Origin of the sequence: Candidatus Pristimantibacillus lignocellulolyticus, assembly GCA_023639215.1 — a bacterium.
In the GTDB taxonomy this organism is placed as follows: Bacteria; Bacillota; Bacilli; order Paenibacillales; family Paenibacillaceae; genus Pristimantibacillus; species Pristimantibacillus lignocellulolyticus.
Genome location: CP097899.1, coordinates 3393045 through 3412151 on the forward strand (window position 1 = coordinate 3393045; position 19107 = coordinate 3412151).

Here is a 19107-nt window from a genome sequence, read left to right on the forward strand (position 1 = left end):
ATATATATGGGTAACTATTAATTCATACAAAAAACACCCTATAAAATAGACTGTTAATATCGTCTGCTTTATAGGGTGAAGTACCAAATATATTAGTTGCCTAGATCATCTGGATAAATAATCGTATCAAAAATTTCATCGGTAGTTATATCTTTAATATCAATGGTTACTTTCACTTTATCAGAAGCGACACCATTAAAGTTTTGATAATACATACTTTGGATACCGATTCCTAACGATGCGAAACCATCAAATCCACCTTCATAAGCAGCTTTATCAACGATTAATGTGAATTTATTAAGGTCATCATTGTATTTAACGTCCTTTATTGATGTGAAATCTTCACTAGTTTTCATCTCTTCAAGAGTAAGAATTACTTCTTCTTTCATTTCTTTCATCATTGCGCTATGAACTGATTTGGGATATGTATACGTAACAGATCCGTCATCATGTATTTTTGCATCTTTAACACCTTCACTTTTTGCAGCTGCAATAACTTCATCCATGTTCTGATCCTTGAACATGGAAGCGGGTAGAGTGATGTCTACCGTTAATAAATTTTTATCTACCTCGATAGATGAATTGCCCTCTGCGTCTGTAGAGGCATTATTTTCTGGGGACGGACTAGTAGTATTTTCCGCTGCAGGTTTATTGTACTGATTTGCGGTATTGCTATTGCCATCGGATGAAGAGCAACCTGCTAAAAGTAGAATAGAAGTAAAAATAGCAATTGTGACTTTGTTGAATTTTGACATTGATGATTGTACCTCCTATGTAAGATATTGGTTCATTGTATCATTATTTGATTTATTAGACTAGAAAACTAGAAAACTATTAAACTGTAAATCTATAATTTCCCTTCATTTAATACTAATACAGCAATTTTGCATGCAAAGTGTTTCTTTGATTGTAAAGAGAGTGAAGTTAAATGTAGAAGATATAATATTTATTGAAATTATGGTAAAATTTAATAGGTGTAGACACATATCAATATTACTTGACATGCGTAAAATTCTAATTGTCTACTTTGTTAGATATAACATAGCCTTCCTAAAGTAAAATGTTAGTCGAAAATTCACTAAATGAGAATATTAAATGATTAGTAACTTTGTAGGATTTATTATCACAATGGAAAGAAAAAAGAATAATCCATTAATATCTCAAGAAATTAATGGACTATACCAATTAAAAATTAATGGGGTAATATCTCAAGAAGAATTTGATGTTAAGAAAAAAGATTTGCTTGATAACTCATAGTGGTATGGACCTTGTCTAACACCAGATTTAAGCTGCGAATTTTCGTCTTTGGTTGGAAAAATACATATATCGAGGAAGTAACTCACCAACGCCTTCATTTAATACAATAATATCTGATAATACTATAATAGTAAGTAAGGAGAGACATATAATGAAAATACTAAAAAGTTTAATAACAATAGTGTTCTCTTTACTATGTTGTTGGATGTATTGGATCATTATTTATATAGGATTTGATCATTTCACATTTGAAATGGCTACAAACATCAGAGGATTAAGTTCGGCAAAAACAGTCTATGACATGTTTTTAATTAATATTGTGATGAGTTTATTGATAGCACAAATACTTACATTTATACAATACAAATTACTAGCAAGGAGTAGAAAAACTAGGGTAATAATAGTCTCTATACAACTTGTAGCAATTGCAATATTAATATATTTAATAAGTAATACACAGGTAGTTATTCCATTTATAAAAAATTGGCATATTTCAGTATTTTAAAAGCTATTTATTTTCACTTGATGACTCAGAAATTATGAGATGAGTTTAATAAAATATACTCAGTAGTTAAGCACTAGAGGTGAGGTGTGTAATGAAATTAGCATATATGATTGTAATTATTAAACGTTTATTAATAGCTATCGTTTTTATTAGTATTGTGGTTTGGGCTTATTACTATTATAGTGAAAAAATATTTTACATAAATGATATAAAGTATTCAGAAAACGCCCTGGAACCTAAAAACATCACTTACTATACAGCCAGTGGTGGTAATGAAATTAGACTTATTAAACATGAAGACTATAGAGAATTAGATATTTCTGGTAAAATATTTAAAATTGAAGAGACAAAGGTAGATGTACTAGAGAAGACATTTATTGTTACGTATCCAAGCGGAAAAACGTATACCGTAAGAAATTATAATAGTAACGATCTACTTTTGGCGTTTGACGAAAATGATGAAATGTATATAAGCACAGTAGCTTATTCTAACAATGGACCAATCTTTACATCAAACGAACAACATTATCACCCAAGTAGTTTGGTATCTGCTGCTTACGAAGAGTATCATGAACGGCAAGGTAATCTAATCATATTTATATTATCACTTATTCTCTTTGTACTTAGTTGGTTGTTGTTTAGTAATAAATCACTGCAAATGTTTATATTCCATTTATCATATGGTTTAGATGTCGTTGATCCAGAACCTTCAGATTTTTATTTTGCTACAACAAAATTAGGGGCGTTGGTGGCATGATTGCATCGTTTGTATTCTTCATTCAATCTTTAGGTTAGATAAGTTGTAGACATGTCTTATTAAAATGATAATTAAAAATACATATTATGAAGTAGAACAATACATGGATTAATATCAACCTCAAGACCTCAAAAAGCAGATATTGGACTGACTTAAATCCGGTATCTGCTTTAGTTTTATTTAATATCTCTTCCCCTTATATAACTCATGATAAAGCTTCATCAGCGCACGTTTCTCAATGAGCGAAACATAACTTCGACTTATCCCAAGATCCTTCGCTATTTCACGCTAAGTCCGCTCATCGCCGCCATTAAGCAGACCGAAGCGGTAATAACAACCTCTTTTTTACGATCATCTCTACTTATTGCGAGCATTTCCTCTTCGGTACAGTTGCTTTTACTATTTTAGCTTGTTATGGATTGACGGTATTGTTCGGGGGGAATACCAACATTTTTAATGAAAGCACGATAAAATTGGCTTGTACTAGAGAACCCTAATTCTATGCTAATCGCTATTACAGATTTATGTGTTTGCTTAAGCTGCTCTTGTGCCTTCTGGATCCGAAGTCTAAGTACATATTGATAGGGGGTAAAGCCTGTATTGGTCTTAAAGCAACGAATAAAGTGATAACTGCTTTGTAATGCAATGGCTGATAACTGCTCAATACGGATAGATTCAGTGTAATGAGCATGAATATAATCAAGCACCCTATTAATATGACGGTTATCTTGTTGTTGCAGTGTACTAAGTTGCTTGAAGGAGCTTGATTTCCCCCAGATTAAGCCGTGTACATAATGGAGTGCTTGGTGTTCTTTCTCCTCTAGTGCTAACCGATCAGAATCCCCAAAAGGAAAGAACGAGGAACTCCATTGATGAAGGAATGCTGACACTTCAGTTGGATCAAACTCATATTTATATTTAGGTTCAGGAAAAGAGGATGCCTCAGCAGGATACAGGCTATTATCATTGATTTGAAAAATAATAATGCCATCCTCAGAACCTTGACGGAAATGGTGCTGATCCTGGGGCGGGAGCAACAATCCTTCACCAGCTACTAGTTTTCTTTCCTTACTTTTATATGTGAAATGGCAATGTCCACGTATTGGAATTGTCATTTGGTAATGTGCTGGATGAACATGAGGATCATTGATGAAATTGCTCTCTATGCTGTGTAGCTCCAGTTGGGGGAAAATAATTTTCATATGCATAAATCAATCACCTCTCTGATATATAGCAAAAATCACGTGCTTTATCGCAATTTTGACGACGACAGTCTCCATCTTCTTTGAGTACACTTATTGTTATGATAAGACAAAGAGAGGATGTCATTCTATGACAAAAACAACAAGAACGGCCATGACCGTCCTGTTTGGCGTTAGTTTTGCACATTTGTTAAACGATGCGATGCAATCTGTCGTGCCTGCAGCATTTCCAATTTTTCAGAAAAATATGAATCTTTCTTTTACCCAGGTAGGATGGATTGCTTTTACGCTGAATATTACTGCTTCTATTCTACAACCGCTAATCGGTTATTGTACAGACCGTAAACCGATGCCGATGCTACTACCTATTGGAATGGTCTTTACTCTTTTGGGTATGATGGGTTTAGCTGTTGCGCCATCCCTTGGCGTTTTACTACTAGCATCTGCCCTTATTGGTATCGGCTCTTCTGTTCTTCATCCAGAATCATCACGGGTTGCACACTTGGCAGCGGGTAAAGGAAAAGGATTAGCTCAGTCCATCTTTCAAGTAGGAGGTAACTTCGGGCAAGCATTAGCACCTCTAATTATCGTAGTAATGATTTTACCGCTTGGTCAATCTAGTTTCCTATGGTTTACGATATTGGCACTCATCGGAATTATGGTGCAATATTTTATTGGGCGGTGGTATGGTAAGAAGGTGAAGGAGGTTGCAATCAGTAAACGTTCACTTAACGCAATAGCACCTCGTAAAGCCTTCAGTAAGTCCTTTATTGGGTATGTCATGCTTATTCTAATATTGATGTTGTTCTCAAAATTCGTATATTTAGCAAGTATGACGGGCTACTACTCTTTCTATTTCATGGAAAAGTATCAATTGCAGTTGTCTCGCGCGCAGATGTGTTTATTCGCTTTACAATTTGCAGGTATGGTAGGAACATTTATTGGAGGACCGCTGGCTGATCGCTTTGGACGTCAGAAGATTATATGGTTCTCAATTCTTGGTACTGCACCATTTTCCATTTTACTTCTATATGCAAATCCTGCGATGTCCATGATATTATGTGTCGTTATTGGATTAATTTTAATGTCTGGTTTCTCAGTCATTATCGTATATGCTCAAGAGCTATTGCCAGGTCATGTCGGTACGGTAGCTGGATTGTTTTTTGGAGTATCTTTTGGTTTAGCAGGTTTAGGCTCTGTTTTCATGGGATGGTTAATGGATTTATATGGAGTCTCTATAATTATTCAACTAAGTGCATACTTACCCCTACTAGGGATATTCGCACTGCTATTGCCTAAGGATTCCGTTATTATGGGTAGTGAACCGAAGAATGCTTAGTGTGTTTCAGCCATTTGTTTCAGATAATTTGCTATAGTGAGCATAAGTGAAGTAACTTTAATAAAAGGGATCGCTTTCAAAGCTCAGTTTAATAATGCAGAGAAAAACTGCATTAATGCATTTGACGCTTATGGATAGAAGTGACTTCAAATATTTATGGCAGCTTCATTTGGACTTCCCATAAATATAGAAAAGAAAGAGCCGGACACTATTTGATTGTGTCCGGCTCCTTCATGGTCAGTCTCTTACGAGGAAAACCATCAAGCAAAGATAATATCTATTTGATTTAATATCTTACTTTGTAGCTAGTGATAATGAAATAAGTTACCATAGATTTGGATATTAATCATCTCAATTGATGAAGCTTGTTACTTTTACCTTTTCCCCTTGTAAAACTCATGATAAAGCTTCATTAGCGCACGTTTCTCAATCCTTGAAACATAACTCCTACTAATCCCAAGATCCTTCGCTATTTCACGCTGTGTACGTTCATCACCGCCATTGAGCAGTCCGAAGCGGGTAATCACAATTTCCTTTTCACGATCATCTAATATACTCAAGTTTTTATATATTTTACTTTTTTCCATCTCAAGCTGCACTTGGTCAGCAATATCATCAATATCATTACCTAGAATATCTATTAGAGTGATTTCATTGCCTTCTTTATCTGTACCAATCGGATCATGTAAGGAAACGTCTTTACGAGTCTTCTTTAGGGATCTAAGGTGCATAAGTATTTCGTTCTCAATACATCTTGCTGCAAAGGTAGCGAGCTTCGTACCTTTACCAGTTTGAAAGCTTTCAATCGCTTTAATTAAGCCGATCGTTCCGATGGAAATGAGATCTTCTTGATCTTCACCAGTGTTGTCAAACTTCTTGAGGATATAGTCGAAGTCCGACGTAGCGCTTTTGTGCTACAGAAGCGTGTGCTGATAGTGAAGGTGGGGAAGGAGAGACGTAAGGTTTTGGTGGACAGGTAGTGAGAGGGAGCATTTCTTTCATTGTATACAGTAAGAAGTTATATATTCAATATATAACATTAATAGAAATTATGGTAAAATTCGATATGTGTAGACATTAATCTATCTTATTAGTCATGAGTTAAATTCTAATTGTCAATTTTATTAGATTAAATAATTTCAATATAATAATAAGATCGGAGCTTTAATTTATGAATGATTTTTGGATTCTAGTGAGTTCTATGGTTATTATTGGTTTATCTGGTGTTATATACGCAATTATAGCTTGTGTTCAATTAATTAATGATTACGAATACAGATTAGGAAGAAATCATTTTTATCAAGGCATAATTACGATTATGAAAAATAATAAAGATGACAGTGTATTTACTTCTGAGGTGATTACTTTGTACAAAGAAAACTCTAAACGCAATCCTAGAGTGGCTAAAAAATTTCCTACACTTGTTGAGTTATTAGATGATTTTGTATACAACTTAAATACTGTACCAGAAGTTAAGTGGAAAAAAAATTATAAAATAGAATATCCTAGTGAATTTCGTAGTAGATTATTAAATCTTACAAGTATTATTAAGAAAAAGAACCCGTATAATAGCTATTCGGGTAGAAATATAGGAAAAGTAAATACATTATTAGAAGATACTGAACTAAGTGATGATTTTAAAAATGCATTACATGAACTAATCGATGATTTAGAAGTTTATGAATATCAAAATCGAGATGGATATAAGTTATCAAAAAAATCATATTATTACTCTTTAATATTTGGAGTGGTTGGGGTAGTAGGTACATTGTTCACTGTGGCTTCTACTTTATTTTAATATATTTAGTTATTACGAGGAGGACAATTACTTCAGCTAACATAAGTTTCACGCTGCTGGCATAAGCCCTTGGTTGGAAGAAGCAATTACACAGAAGAATACACATCTACACAGTAACCCGTCTAGTAAAAGTGAGGACTAGTACTAGATGGGTTTCCGTCGTGAATCTTTGACGTTATAAGAAATACCAATTGAAATAAAATAGGAGTTATTCATGAAACTACTCGGCATTGATTTATCAGCAATTATTATTGCTCTTATAACTGCTTACACTGGATTTCAGTTTAACTCCAGATCAATGGGGAAACTGAATGAGGCTATATCATTTTAGCGAAGAAAAAAAATCTATCTTTAAGCCAAGAGTTAAGGGGAATAGAAAAGATATGCCACCAGTTGTTCACGGAGCGGCTACGTCGTGGTCATTTTAATGCTTTAGGCATTGTAGTAAATTCAGTGACAATTTCCTGTAGCAATATACATGAACGTTAGGTGAAACTCTCAAAAAAATATTTTCGAGGAGGTTACTATGAGAGGGAAAACAATTAAATTATATATAATGGGCGATAATTTTAAGCACTTAAAATCTGCAGAACTTAGTAATTGGACAGGAAAATCATTTATTGGAAACCGAAAACATGTTCAGATAATTCAAGGATTAGAAGAATTATCAGTTCCTGGTGTGTATTTTTTATTATCAGAATTAGAAGGCTCATTACTAAAGAGAATATATGTAGGTGAAGCTGATGAAGTAAATAAGAGAATCGCAGAACAATTTAAATCAAAGGATTGGTGGGACGATTTTGTAATATTTATTAGTAAAGATTCTAACTTAACTAAATCACACGTTAGATTCATTGAGAAAGAACTTTATGAACTATTAGCAAGAAATAATACAACAATTGAGCTAAATAACTCGAACACTCCACCTGGCTCTAAATTACCTGTTTCTGATTGTGATGATATGAATGATTATGTTGATAACCTTGTTTTTGTCCTAGGACAATTAGGAATAATTGATTTTACAAAGACTAAAAATATTCAAGATGAAATACTTAATGAAAAAGAATTAGATAATATATTTTTTATGAATGTATCAGGAAGAAAAGGTGAATTAGGTAAAATAGCTAAATTAGTGATCTCAGATAATAGTTATATTTCATTAAAAGGATCTTATGTAAAAAAAGATTCTACGAATAGCTTTGGTTCTCATAACTACTCAAAGCTAAGAAAAGAGTTTGAAATTAATAATTACTTTATATCTTCAGATAGTGATAGTTTTTATGAACTCACAAAAAATATAGAGTTTAATTCTCCATCAGCAGCTGCTGCTATTGTTCGTAATAGTTCTATTAATGGCAGAAAAGTATGGAAATTGGAGAATGGTATGAATCTAGATGAATATGAAAATCGTTAATACTGGAATTATTATCTAGGGGGCGTCATCCTTCCCCTAAGATAAGAGCTAAATTAGGTATTAGACTGTCGTTAACTATTGAACGTTAACTGCAAGTCTACATAAGGAATAAAGGGGATTGGAGATAGAAGTGGAGCATCGCTTTCATTTAATAATGGCTCAGTGTATCTTAAAGTTCTTATCACAAATGAAGATGTTCTCTTAGGCGGCGTTTCGAATCTAGAAGTTTCATTTAACTTTACAAAAGAAGTACCTATATTTTGTATGGCGACGTTGAAAAAAGAAAACTTATATATAGTATCAAAAATTGAAGAACTATATACATTTCTAAAATAGATGAAGAGTATATCGAAAAGTTAAGAAATGATTTTGGGAAGCATTTGATTTTTATGCATGCTAATAAATTTGTAGACAGAATTAAAAAGAATATTAAAAAAGGATATATAGCGAAATCCGTTAATTATATCGATCGATCTTAGTAAACCGGGAATAGGATATGATAGTAGTTCAAATAAAAATAATATCATGTATTTATTTTATATGTTTTCAGAAAACATATTAGATTATGAATTACTTCTAAAACAGACACAAAAATTACTGCCCTAAGAATTAAATAATCATATTGAGCAATTACTTCTAATATCTCAAGACTAGGGTTCTGGATGTTCTTTATATCTAAGTTGGAGATAGTAAAAATAATAATAAATGAGTAGAAAAGGCATTTCAAAGCATATAATGCTTTTTCCGTCAATAATGATATAAATTTAATTATTCCTATCAAACTCACCTCTAATTGTCCTATTTTCTAAGGTTTTACTTTCTGGTAAATTAGCTAGTTTATCTTCTAAAAAATTTACGATCAAAGCATTTATTGATTTTTGATGTCTATGTTGAGTAAAGGGTATCTTTATACCTAGTACTACTGCAATAATAAAAATAACAACAATAAGAAGTTCTAAAAAGAAATTAGAATATATATCAGAAACATATTTTAATAAAGATTGAATTCCGAGAATATATATTGATAAAGCTATTGTAATAATTGAAAATATAATAACATTACTATTTAGGTTTTCAGCTTCTGATTTATATTTGCCGATTAAATAGGATAGGTATTTGCTGAATGACATATTCTCTTTATAATTTAATGAAAACTCATTTTGAAGATCATTATCAAAGTCTTTTAGAAAATCGACTTCATCTTGAATGTCGAATATTTTATCACTTATCTTCCACGTATCATATTTTTTATTTTTTTTTCTCTTTTTCATTATTAAACTCCTTCAACTCAAGATTAGATCATGAGATTATTTAATTATTTTTAATCAATTTATCTCATGTGGTTTTATAGTTTATCATTGAAGATTCTATATATATATACAAACAAATTATTTGGTTTAGACTTTAGATGTATGACCTGTAATGGCAGACCACTAAATGCTGGAATTTATTGTAGTGTATATCCTTAATACATTAAACTGTCCTCTATTAAAAGCTCTACAGCAAACTGATTTGCTTCACGTTCTATTTTGTCTATGGATTGGAAATTGTTTTTCTAAGGAAGGGAACATTGACTTTAGGATGTAAAATATAATGTCCAAATTCATGTGCACAAGTGAAGCGTTGAAGTTGATACTCTAAGTTGTGATTAGTATGTATGACAGGGCAACGCTTATAGTTAGTAAAAAATCCAAGCATTTCACCCAAGGGCTCAAACAGAACATGAATGTTTATATGATAACCAAGTTCAAAGGGATTATTTGTTTGATGTCGTTAGGCAATCGTGGCAACGGTTTTTTTTGATCATCTCCGCACCCACCTCAAAGGTTATCTGTACCGATACAACTCTCTATATTTATTGCGGTAAATTTTTCTAGTTTTATAATTAATAAAAGTATAACACGAAAATAGTAAAAGTATTAACTATAGTAATGTGTTTTGTACAACTATTAATGGGCCCCGTCACCATTACTTTTGTGGATAACTCTAAGATTAGTACGAATTGTAATTACTGTTTGAATATAATAAGATAAACAAACAATTTCGTCCTAAAAAGTAAATCAAACTAAAGATGCAATTTAGCATCTTTAGTTTGATTTTTAGTAATAGTTATAGTCTTTTACCGCTTCCCCTTATAAAACTCATGATAAAGCTTCATCAGCGCACGCTTCTCAATCCTTGACACATAACTCCGACTAATCCCAAGATCCTTCGCTATTTCACGCTGTGTACGTTCATCACCGCCATTGAGCAGTCCGAAGCGGGTAATCACAACTTCCTTTTCACGATCATCTAATATACTCAAGTTTTTATATATTTTACTTTTTTCCATCTCAAGCTGCACTTGGTCAGCAATATCATCAATATCATTGCCTAGAATATCTATTAGAGTGATTTCATTGCCTTCTTTATCTGTACCAATCGGATCATGCAAGGAGACATCTTTGCGAGTCTTCTTCAGGGATCTAAGGTGCATAAGTATTTCGTTCTCAATACATCTCGCTGCAAAAGTAGCTAGCTTTGTACCTTTACCAGTCTGAAAGCTTTCAATCGCTTTTATTAAGCCGATCGTTCCGATTGAAATGAGATCTTCTTGATCTTCACCAGTGTTGTCAAACTTCTTGACGATATGAGCAACTAGTCGAAGGTTATGCTCTATAAGTATGTTGCGGGAGTCAGCATCACCAAGTGCCATCTGCGCTAGATGATATTGCTCTTCATCCTCCTTTAAAGGCTGAGGAAACGCATTGTTCTTAACATAGGATACTAATAAAGTGAGTTGCTTAATGAACAACGCTATTGATGAGAAAAAACCTGGCATATATCCACCTCCACATGCAAGTAAGGGCCAAGACTAATGATACTTAGCCTATATAGTCTGTTCTCTAATGTATGAGGGCGGATGCCTAGATGTGCATGTACCTAGTTAAAAATTCTTATAATTTCATTTGTTAATGCGAATTTATGGATAGCTTTGTCTTCGTATAGAATCACTTTCCTTAGCGCAATATAATCGCAGGAGGTGAGTTGTTCATGAATAAACGCATAGCGTTTGCTCTAATTTCTGCAAGCATTGTTCTAACAATGTCTGGATGCGGAATGAACTCAAAAAATGTTGATCACAACAAATCAAGAGTACAGTCCAATGGAAACCATTCCATATTAAATGGAAATATGGATGGTAACCGAAATGTTAACCCCAATGGTAACATGAATGGCATGAATGGAAACAATAATGGTAATTTGAATGGCAATATGGGGGTAAAGAGTAACTCGAATGATATTGTAGAAAAGATTCAAAACTCCATTCAGAAAGTAAATGGAGTAACTGCATCAACAGTTTTTGTTAATAAAGATGATGTAATCGTTGGTGTTGACTTGAAAGATAATGCTAAAAAAGCAGAAGTCGAAAAACAAGTCAAACGTGCAGTACAGAAAATTGATGGAAAGTACAAAGTTCATGTCACGAGCGATAAAAACATGCACACTCGTATTCAAGATATGAAATCTCAAATGACGCCGATGGACGGACATCCGGTTCGTGATATGGCGAAAGATGTTGGTATTTTAATTGAAGATATTGGTAAAGCAATTACTGCCCCTCTACGTTAATATTGGTTAAATTAACCCGCTAACTATTTATATAGTTTAGCGGGTTATTTCGTGTAGACATAAAAATATGCCATCATTTAGAGTGGTATTATTAGAAATGGATAAAGATATGATATAATCGATAGATGCTTGAGGATATGAATAAATTACATATCAATAAGTATAAGGATAAAATTGAAGAGCTATAAGGAGGTTAACTGTTTGAAAATTCTTCAACTTAATATGGAGGAAGCCATCCAATTTGCAAAAGTAATAGGTAACGAGCAGCGGATGAACATATTGAAAATTCTTAGCACTGGACCTCATAATGTGAATGAATTATCTGAAAAGCTAGGAATACCTTTCTCATCAACTGCGGTAAATGTGAAAAAATTAGAAGATGTTGGTCTAATAGCTACTGAACTTATACCAGGCAGAGGTACACAAAAAGTAAATACAAAAATTTTTGATCGCATAATAATTGATTTATTTACCGAAGATAAATTAACAGGGAAAAATAATATTAAGATAGATATGCCAATTGGTGAATATGTGGAATGTCAAGCTGAGCCTAGTTGTGGTCTAGTTGGCGTTAATGATTACATTGGCTTGCAAGATGACCCTAGATCATTCTACGAACCAGGTAGAAAAGAAGCGCAACTCTTATACTTCAGACAAGGGTATGTAGAATATCGTTTCCCTAATCGTATTCCGTACGGCAAAATATCTGAGGAAATTGAATTTAGTGCAGAAATATGTTCGGAAGCTCCATACCACAAACTAGATTGGCCTTCGGATATTACAGTATGGATTAATGAGATCGAAATAGGCACATGGACTTCTCCAAGTGATTTTGGTGGACTTCGAGGATTTAATACCCCTGACTGGTGGCAAACGTATTTTACTCAATATGGTTTGCTAAAACATTGGAAAATCAATGAACGAGGTAGCTTTGTAGATGGTACTTTGATTTCTAATGTTACAGTTCAAGATTTGAATCTAAATGTAAAGCCATATGTTTCATTTAGAATTGGCGTGAAACAGGATGCTGTCAATATGGGCGGATTAAATCTGTTTGGTCATAGCTTTGGAAACTATAGTCAAGGAATTATTATGAACTTGCGCCACAACGAATAGTGATACTTTATTTTTGTTTTTTATAACAACTTTTATAGTAATAAAACAACAATAATCGGTAGGAAACGCTACCAAATATTGTTGTTTTATTTTTTTATGTCGGAAAACCTGTTAATACAGAAGGGAAAAGCGTATTTATATCTTTATTACAATTTTACTTGATATAAAACAATATTTCATGTTACAATGTTTTTGTACTTAAAACTGATTACTTCTAGGGGGAATAGTTAGAATGAGAAAGTATAATAAGACAGTAGCGTTGTTGTTAGTACTATGTTTAACGTTGGTGGCATGTTCATCAGGAAATACTGGTAATAAGAAAAATGAAAGCACTTCCAATGGTGGAGGAGGTTCAACTAATTCAGGGACTGAAGTTGTAGACTTAAATTTCTGGGTACCATTCAGTGGAACTGATGGCGAGTACATGGAAAACATGGTAAAAGCTTATAACGAATCACAATCAGAAGTTAATGTTAAATTCATGAATAGTAACTGGGATAACTATTATCCTAAATTGCAAACTGCACTAGTATCTAATTCTGCTCCAGATGTAGCAGTAGCTCACGTATCTAAGCTAGCTAGCTTGATGCCAACTGAGAAGGTTGCAGTACTTGATGATTTGGCAACTGAAGCAGGTCTTGATTGGTCTACTTTCAGTGAGAATCAATTACAAGCAACAGTGATTGATGGTAAACACTATGCAGTACCATTGGACACTCATGCTGTTATTATGTACTTCAACAAAAAACATTTGAGTGATGCAGGTCTTCTTAACGAAGATGGCACAATTAAAATGGAGCAAACTGCTGAAGGATTCACAGAAATGCTTCGAGCATTGAAAAAGACACTTCCTGCTGATGTATCTCCGTTAATCATTGGTAGTAATAATGTGTTCACGTACTGGATCTGGTATGCACTTGTTAACCAACAAGGTGGTAGCGTATTCACAGACGGTCAACCGACAGTTAATACACCTGAAGCAAAAGTAGCTATGGAACTTATTAAATCTTGGATTGATGAAGGTTTAGCGCTTCCTGATATCGGCGATCAAAGTTACGATATTTTCAAAACTGGTAAAGCAGCTGTAACATTCTCAGGCGTATGGGCTACAGGTAACTTTGAAACGAATAAAGATCTTGATTTTGCAGCAGTTCCATTCCCACAATTGTTTGCTCAACCTGCAGCATGGGGTGATTCTCATACGGTGTTTGTTCCTACTCAAGATAATAAAGAAAAACAAGTTGCAGCAGTTAAATTTGCTGATTGGTTAGCATCTAATGGACACATGTGGGCAGTTGCTGGTCACGTTCCAGTGAAAACTACGGTACTAGAATCTGAAGCTTATACATCATTACCATACCGTTCATCTTATGCTGATGTAATTAATGATGTTGTATATGGACCTAAATTACAAAATCTTGGTTCAATTGAAGATACAATCCTAGAATCTCTAGTTGAAATTAACTATGGTATGTCTTCTGTTGAAGATGGTCTAGCAAAAGCACAGAAAAATGCAGAAACAATATTGAATAAATAATTATGTTGATGCGAATGGTGTGAAGCGTTATAACGATTCACACCATTCCTTTAAAGGAGTGAGATATCATTGAAACTTACAAGACTCCGTTCTTATAAATCGCTTATGGCTGCTCTTATATTTTTGGCGCCGTTTATGATTTTGTATGTATGGTTTTGGATTTATCCGATATTTAAAGGTTTTATTTCTAGTTTTAATAGCGGAATTTTTGGTGGCAAGCAGAATTTTGTAGGCTTGGATAACTATTCATTTATGTTATCTGATCCGAAGTTTTGGTCATCATTTGGAAATACCATTTACTTCATTGTTATATCGACACCGGCAATCGTAGTTCTCGGTCTTATACTAGCTTTATTAGTAAATATGAAATTAAAAGGTACAACCATTTTAAGAACAGTATACTTTATGCCTTTTATGTTATCTGTATCGGTTATGGGTAGTATCTGGATGTTTATATTACAATCTCGAACTGGGCTAATCTCAGAGATTACAAGATCACTTGGAATGAAAGAGATATCCTTCTTAGGAAGCTGGGAAATGGGATGGATGTCAATTCTCATTGCTACCATCTGGTGGACTGTTGGATTTAATATGATGCTATTTTTAGCTGGATTACAAGAGATACCAGAAGATATTTATGAAGCATCTGATATTGATGGCGCTGGTGGCTGGAAAAAGTTCTGGTACATTACAATGCCTTCATTAAAAGGGGTAACAGCTCTAGTTATTATTTTGCAATCGATAGCATCCTTTAAATTATTTGGTCAAACTTGGTTAATAACGAAGGGCGGTCCAGGTACTACGACAACTCCGCTCGTACACTATATTTATCAAATCGCATTTAGACAATGGGATATGGGTTATGCATCAGCGGTATCATTTGTACTGTTTTTAACAATCGCATTTATTTCACTGATACAATTTAAGTTTTTGATGAAAGATTAAGGAAAAGAGGTTGAATGAAGTGCTAATAATTCAACGAAGCAAGTTAAGTAGAATCATGTCTTACTTCTTTGCGTATTTCTTCGCAGCTATTATGTTATTGCCATTAATATGGATGGTATTGTCTGCGTTCAAAGAACCAGGATCTACTGTTACTGTTGTGAAAAATTTGATCGCACCACCCTTTACATTGGAAAGCTTCGCACGAGTACTGAAACCAGATGGAACAGCTATGATGTGGCGTTGGACACTCAACAGTGTATTAGTAGGATTAGTACAGACGGCGATTACTATAGTATTAAGTTCATGGGCAGCGTATGCGGTATCTCGTATCCCATTCAAAGGTAAAACATTCGTATTTGCACTTATTCTTGCCGGTATGATGGTTCCGATGGAATCTATCGTCGTTCCTCTATTCGAGATGATCGCCGATCTTGGTTGGGTTAATAGTTATAATGCATTGATCTGGCCGGGAATGATGTTACCACTTGCATTTCTAATACTGAAACAATTTATCGATCAACTGCCGAATGAATTGCTTGAAGCAGCGAGAATTGATGGTGCAGGAACATTCCGTATTTGGTGGTCCATTATATGGCCGTTATCAACTAGCTCAATGGCTGCTGTAGGGATATTCATTTTCATCTCTTCTTGGAATAACTTGTTATGGCCAATGTTAGTAGCTCAAGAAACATCGATGATGACACTACCAGTAGGTATCCCAACATTCCAAAGTACATTTGCCACAGACTTGGCAGTACCTATGGCATCGAATGTTCTAGCTAGTTTACCAGCGCTAATCGTATTTTTATTGTTCCAAAGAAATATTATTAAAGGAATTTCCATGACAGGAATTAAATAGCGGAGGATATTATGAGACAACAATATAATCTTAATGGATCTTGGGAGTTTCAAATAGATAGTAAAGACATTGGTGAGAGTAATCAATGGCAACGTAATGGATTGCCAACTTCTACTGAAGTCAATGTTCCTCATATTTGGCAAACGGACTTAGCGAATGTGCAATATTGTGGAGTAGCTTGGTATCAACGAAAGTTTCAGATCAAGCAACACGATAGTCAATTACGTACGCATTTATACTTTGGTGCGGTAGATTTTCAAGCTAGAGTATGGATTAATGATACGTATATTGGCGATCACGAAGGTGGTTTTACTCCATTCTCATTCGATATTACGGATGCGATAGAGTGGGACGTAGATAATACGATTACGGTGAGGGTATATGATCCTCAAGATAATGCAGAGATACCTATTGGGAAACAGGGAAGTTGGTATACGCGTATTAGTGGTATTTGGCAGGAAGTGTATATTGAACTTCGTCATGAACAGTACGTACAACAAGTCCATGTTCATCCCAATATTGATGTGAATGAGATTCAAGTTCAGACATCGATTTACAACATTGGCGATGCGGATATTAGTGTGGAATATGTAATTTACGAACATCAAGATCGTTCGGAAATTGTGGCAACGACTACTCATGCAATTGAGCAAGCGAATAGTAAAATAACAATCATGATTCCACAAGCGAAATTATGGTGTCCTGAGGAACCGAATTTGTATGACCTTGTTGTAAAAATTCTCGACAATGAAACCGGTGCAGTAATAGACGAGTTTGAGACTTATTTTGGAATGCGTAAAATTGATTTCAAAGAAGGTCAATTGCTATTAAATAATAAACCACTATTTGTTCGCGGAGCTTTAGATCAATCCTATTATCCAGACACTATCTATGTGGCTCCTTCAGATGAATGGATGCAGAATGAGATTAAACTCGCTAAAGAAATGGGATTTAACTTATTACGTAAACATATAAAAGTAGAAATACCTCGCTATTTATACTGGGCGGATGCTATGGGAATATTGATTTGGGCTGAACCGCCAAATACGGTGAAGTGGAGCGATCAAAGTAAAGCTCGTTTTACTAGTGAGCTGAATGGCATGATTGCTCGTGATATGAATCATCCCTCAATTATTATCTGGTCACTATATAATGAAGAGTGGGGACTAGAATGGGATTTGGCCAATGACCTTGATAAGCAAGCTTATGTACAGCAAATGTACTATGATGTGAAGTGTCAAGATCCAACTCGTCTAATTTGCGATAACTCTGGTTGGATTCATGTTAAAACTGATGTGAATGATTACCATCGATACTTTGCTTTACCGGAACAAATTAATGAGTGGAAAGAAGATATTCACGATTATATGGCTGGTCACCCTGAGCAGAACTATGTAGAAGGATATAAGCCAGATGGTCAGCCGATTATCATTTCAGAATTCGGTGTATGGGGATTACCTAGCGTTGAGAAGTTAAAGGCACATTACGGCGAAGAACCATTCTGGTTTAATAATCAAGGTGACGACACACATCGCGAAGATTTCAAATCACCGCCTAATGCATTCGCTAATTTCGAGAAATATCAACTGGATCGTGTATTTGGTGATATGGAGAATTTATCAATAGCGTCACAGAAAAGAATGTATCGTGCTGTCAAATCATTAATTGAAGAGATGCGCAAACATCCTGGCATTAATGGTTACGTTGTAACTGAATTTACCGATGTGGAGTGGGAAACTAACGGTTGGTTAGATTACACGCGCAACTTAAAATATGGAATGGAACATGCAGCGGACTTTAACGGTGGAATAATCGTTATGGCTGACGGCTTGAACCATAACTTACAAGTTGGTCAGCAGCAAGTTATAGATGTTATTATATCCAATCATGATCAAGTAAGCTTAAATGGAGTATTGCATTGGAAAATTCCGGGAACAGACATCGCAGGTTCGATTGCCATTCAAGAAGGAAATAACACTTATGTGAAGTTAGAAAACGTCATAATGTTTTCCGCACCTGACGTAGCAGAGGCAGGATTCTATTCCTTACAACTGAGCTTAATTAGTAATGGAGTTGTCTTAGCGAAAAATGAAGAGGAATTAACGATATCACCGGTTCAGAAACTCTCTAATGTAAAGGTGCATGCTTATCAGTTACCAGCTGCTTTTGGCCAATCTCTAGTTGAACATGGCGCGATACTGGTAGACTCTATGGAATCCGCTCAAATTGTATTATCAGCGAGCTACGATGCTACGATTCAGACATATTATAATAACGGTGGAAAAGTTATTTTCTTAGCTGAACAGGGTGATCATATCGCGGATAAAGGTCAATTTACGTTCCGTGAATTGGTAAAGGGCGAGAGCTGGGATCGTACATCTTCCTTTAACTATGTAGATGTAGACTTCTTTGAGAATGTTCCTCTGAAGCAAGAGATGGGCTGGGAAGTGGAAGGATTATATCCTGATTACATTATTCCGTTCAGTAACTACAACAAACTAGGTGGAACCATGGGAAGAATCGTATATATGTTTGGTAACGACCATATCCCTAGATCTACTCAAGTGATTTCTGGATATTTCCAAGGTTGGATTGGTCAAGCTGGTGGATCTATGATCGCTAAGAAAAGTGGAGATGCCAATCTGATTCTAACAACTTGGAAACTAATTAATACGTATGGACAACAACCTATTGCTACACAAATTGTACATGAACTTATTCATAACGGGATTAAAGCTTAAAGATTACAGAATATAACTATATGAA

General features: G+C 34.5%; 17 protein-coding genes and 1 pseudogene. 11 read left to right on the forward strand and 7 right to left on the reverse strand.

Features of this window, described 5'->3' with window-relative positions; translation table 11 throughout:
- Window positions 1-92: 92 nt before the first annotated feature.
- Window positions 93-755 (reverse strand): hypothetical protein, encoded by a 663-nt coding sequence (locus tag NAG76_14395; protein ID URN93030.1) that lies wholly within the window; start codon window positions 753-755, stop codon window positions 93-95.
- A 373-nt stretch (window positions 756-1128) separates the two neighbouring features.
- On the opposite strand from NAG76_14395, the gene NAG76_14400 reads away from it, so the two are divergent.
- Window positions 1129-1257, forward strand: a complete 129-nt coding sequence (locus NAG76_14400) for an SHOCT domain-containing protein (GenBank protein ID URN93031.1) — start codon at window positions 1129-1131, stop codon at window positions 1255-1257.
- A gap of 596 nt (window positions 1258-1853) precedes the next feature.
- Window positions 1854-2519, forward strand: coding sequence for a hypothetical protein (locus tag NAG76_14405; GenBank protein URN93032.1), 666 nt, complete (start codon window positions 1854-1856; stop codon window positions 2517-2519).
- 180 nt (window positions 2520-2699) lie between these two features.
- On the opposite strand, the pseudogene NAG76_14410 reads toward NAG76_14405, so the two are convergent.
- Both NAG76_14410 and NAG76_14415 read right to left on the reverse strand, forming a co-directional pair.
- A pseudogene (locus NAG76_14410) lies at window positions 2700-2846 on the reverse strand (RNA polymerase subunit sigma).
- A 77-nt stretch (window positions 2847-2923) separates the two neighbouring features.
- Window positions 2924-3727, reverse strand: coding sequence for an AraC family transcriptional regulator (locus tag NAG76_14415; protein ID URN93033.1), 804 nt, complete (start codon window positions 3725-3727; stop codon window positions 2924-2926).
- A 124-nt stretch (window positions 3728-3851) separates the two neighbouring features.
- Here NAG76_14415 and NAG76_14420 point away from each other — a divergent pair, with 124 nt between their 5' ends.
- Window positions 3852-5060 (forward strand): MFS transporter, encoded by a 1209-nt coding sequence (locus NAG76_14420; GenBank protein ID URN93034.1) that lies wholly within the window; start codon window positions 3852-3854, stop codon window positions 5058-5060.
- Between the two features lie 374 nt (window positions 5061-5434).
- On the opposite strand, the gene sigK (NAG76_14425) is transcribed toward NAG76_14420, so the two are convergent.
- On the reverse strand, window positions 5435-5944 hold the full coding sequence (gene sigK / locus NAG76_14425; protein URN96846.1) for an RNA polymerase sporulation sigma factor SigK: 510 nt from the start codon (window positions 5942-5944) through the stop codon (window positions 5435-5437).
- Window positions 5945-6231: 287 nt separating this feature from the next.
- On the opposite strand from sigK (NAG76_14425), the gene NAG76_14430 reads away from it, so the two are divergent.
- Both NAG76_14430 and NAG76_14435 read left to right on the forward strand, forming a co-directional pair.
- Window positions 6232-6858, forward strand: a complete 627-nt coding sequence (locus NAG76_14430; protein ID URN93035.1) for a hypothetical protein — start codon at window positions 6232-6234, stop codon at window positions 6856-6858.
- A gap of 526 nt (window positions 6859-7384) precedes the next feature.
- Entirely contained in the window at window positions 7385-8272 is an 888-nt protein-coding gene (locus NAG76_14435; protein URN93036.1) for a GIY-YIG nuclease family protein, read from the forward strand.
- A 764-nt stretch (window positions 8273-9036) separates the two neighbouring features.
- Here the strand turns inward: NAG76_14435 and NAG76_14440 are convergent.
- From NAG76_14440 to sigK (NAG76_14450), 3 genes are all read right to left on the reverse strand, one after another.
- Entirely contained in the window at window positions 9037-9543 is a 507-nt protein-coding gene (locus NAG76_14440) for a hypothetical protein (GenBank protein URN93037.1), read from the reverse strand.
- A 262-nt stretch (window positions 9544-9805) separates the two neighbouring features.
- On the reverse strand, window positions 9806-9970 hold the full coding sequence (locus NAG76_14445) for an ImmA/IrrE family metallo-endopeptidase (GenBank protein ID URN93038.1): 165 nt from the start codon (window positions 9968-9970) through the stop codon (window positions 9806-9808).
- Window positions 9971-10391: 421 nt separating this feature from the next.
- Window positions 10392-11093, reverse strand: a complete 702-nt coding sequence (sigK, locus tag NAG76_14450; protein URN93039.1) for an RNA polymerase sporulation sigma factor SigK — start codon at window positions 11091-11093, stop codon at window positions 10392-10394.
- A 212-nt stretch (window positions 11094-11305) separates the two neighbouring features.
- Between sigK (NAG76_14450) and NAG76_14455 the strand changes: the two genes are divergently transcribed.
- The 6 genes from NAG76_14455 (at window position 11306) to NAG76_14480 (ending at window position 19082) form a co-directional block, all read left to right on the forward strand.
- Window positions 11306-11884: a YhcN/YlaJ family sporulation lipoprotein gene (locus NAG76_14455; protein URN93040.1), complete on the forward strand. Its 579-nt coding sequence runs from the start codon at window positions 11306-11308 to the stop codon at window positions 11882-11884.
- Window positions 11885-12085: 201 nt separating this feature from the next.
- Window positions 12086-13000, forward strand: a complete 915-nt coding sequence (locus NAG76_14460; protein ID URN93041.1) for a helix-turn-helix domain-containing protein — start codon at window positions 12086-12088, stop codon at window positions 12998-13000.
- 232 nt (window positions 13001-13232) lie between these two features.
- Window positions 13233-14537, forward strand: a complete 1305-nt coding sequence (locus NAG76_14465; protein ID URN93042.1) for an ABC transporter substrate-binding protein — start codon at window positions 13233-13235, stop codon at window positions 14535-14537.
- 69 nt (window positions 14538-14606) lie between these two features.
- The gene (locus NAG76_14470) at window positions 14607-15482 is read left to right on the forward strand and encodes a sugar ABC transporter permease (protein URN93043.1); all 876 of its coding nucleotides are present in this window, start codon (window positions 14607-14609) and stop codon (window positions 15480-15482) included.
- Between the two features lie 19 nt (window positions 15483-15501).
- The gene (locus NAG76_14475) at window positions 15502-16341 is read left to right on the forward strand and encodes a carbohydrate ABC transporter permease (GenBank protein URN93044.1); all 840 of its coding nucleotides are present in this window, start codon (window positions 15502-15504) and stop codon (window positions 16339-16341) included.
- Between the two features lie 11 nt (window positions 16342-16352).
- Window positions 16353-19082 carry a hypothetical protein gene (locus NAG76_14480; protein ID URN93045.1) on the forward strand — a complete coding sequence of 910 codons (2730 nt, stop codon included), beginning with the start codon at window positions 16353-16355 and terminating at the stop codon, window positions 19080-19082.
- Window positions 19083-19107: the final 25 nt, after the last annotated feature.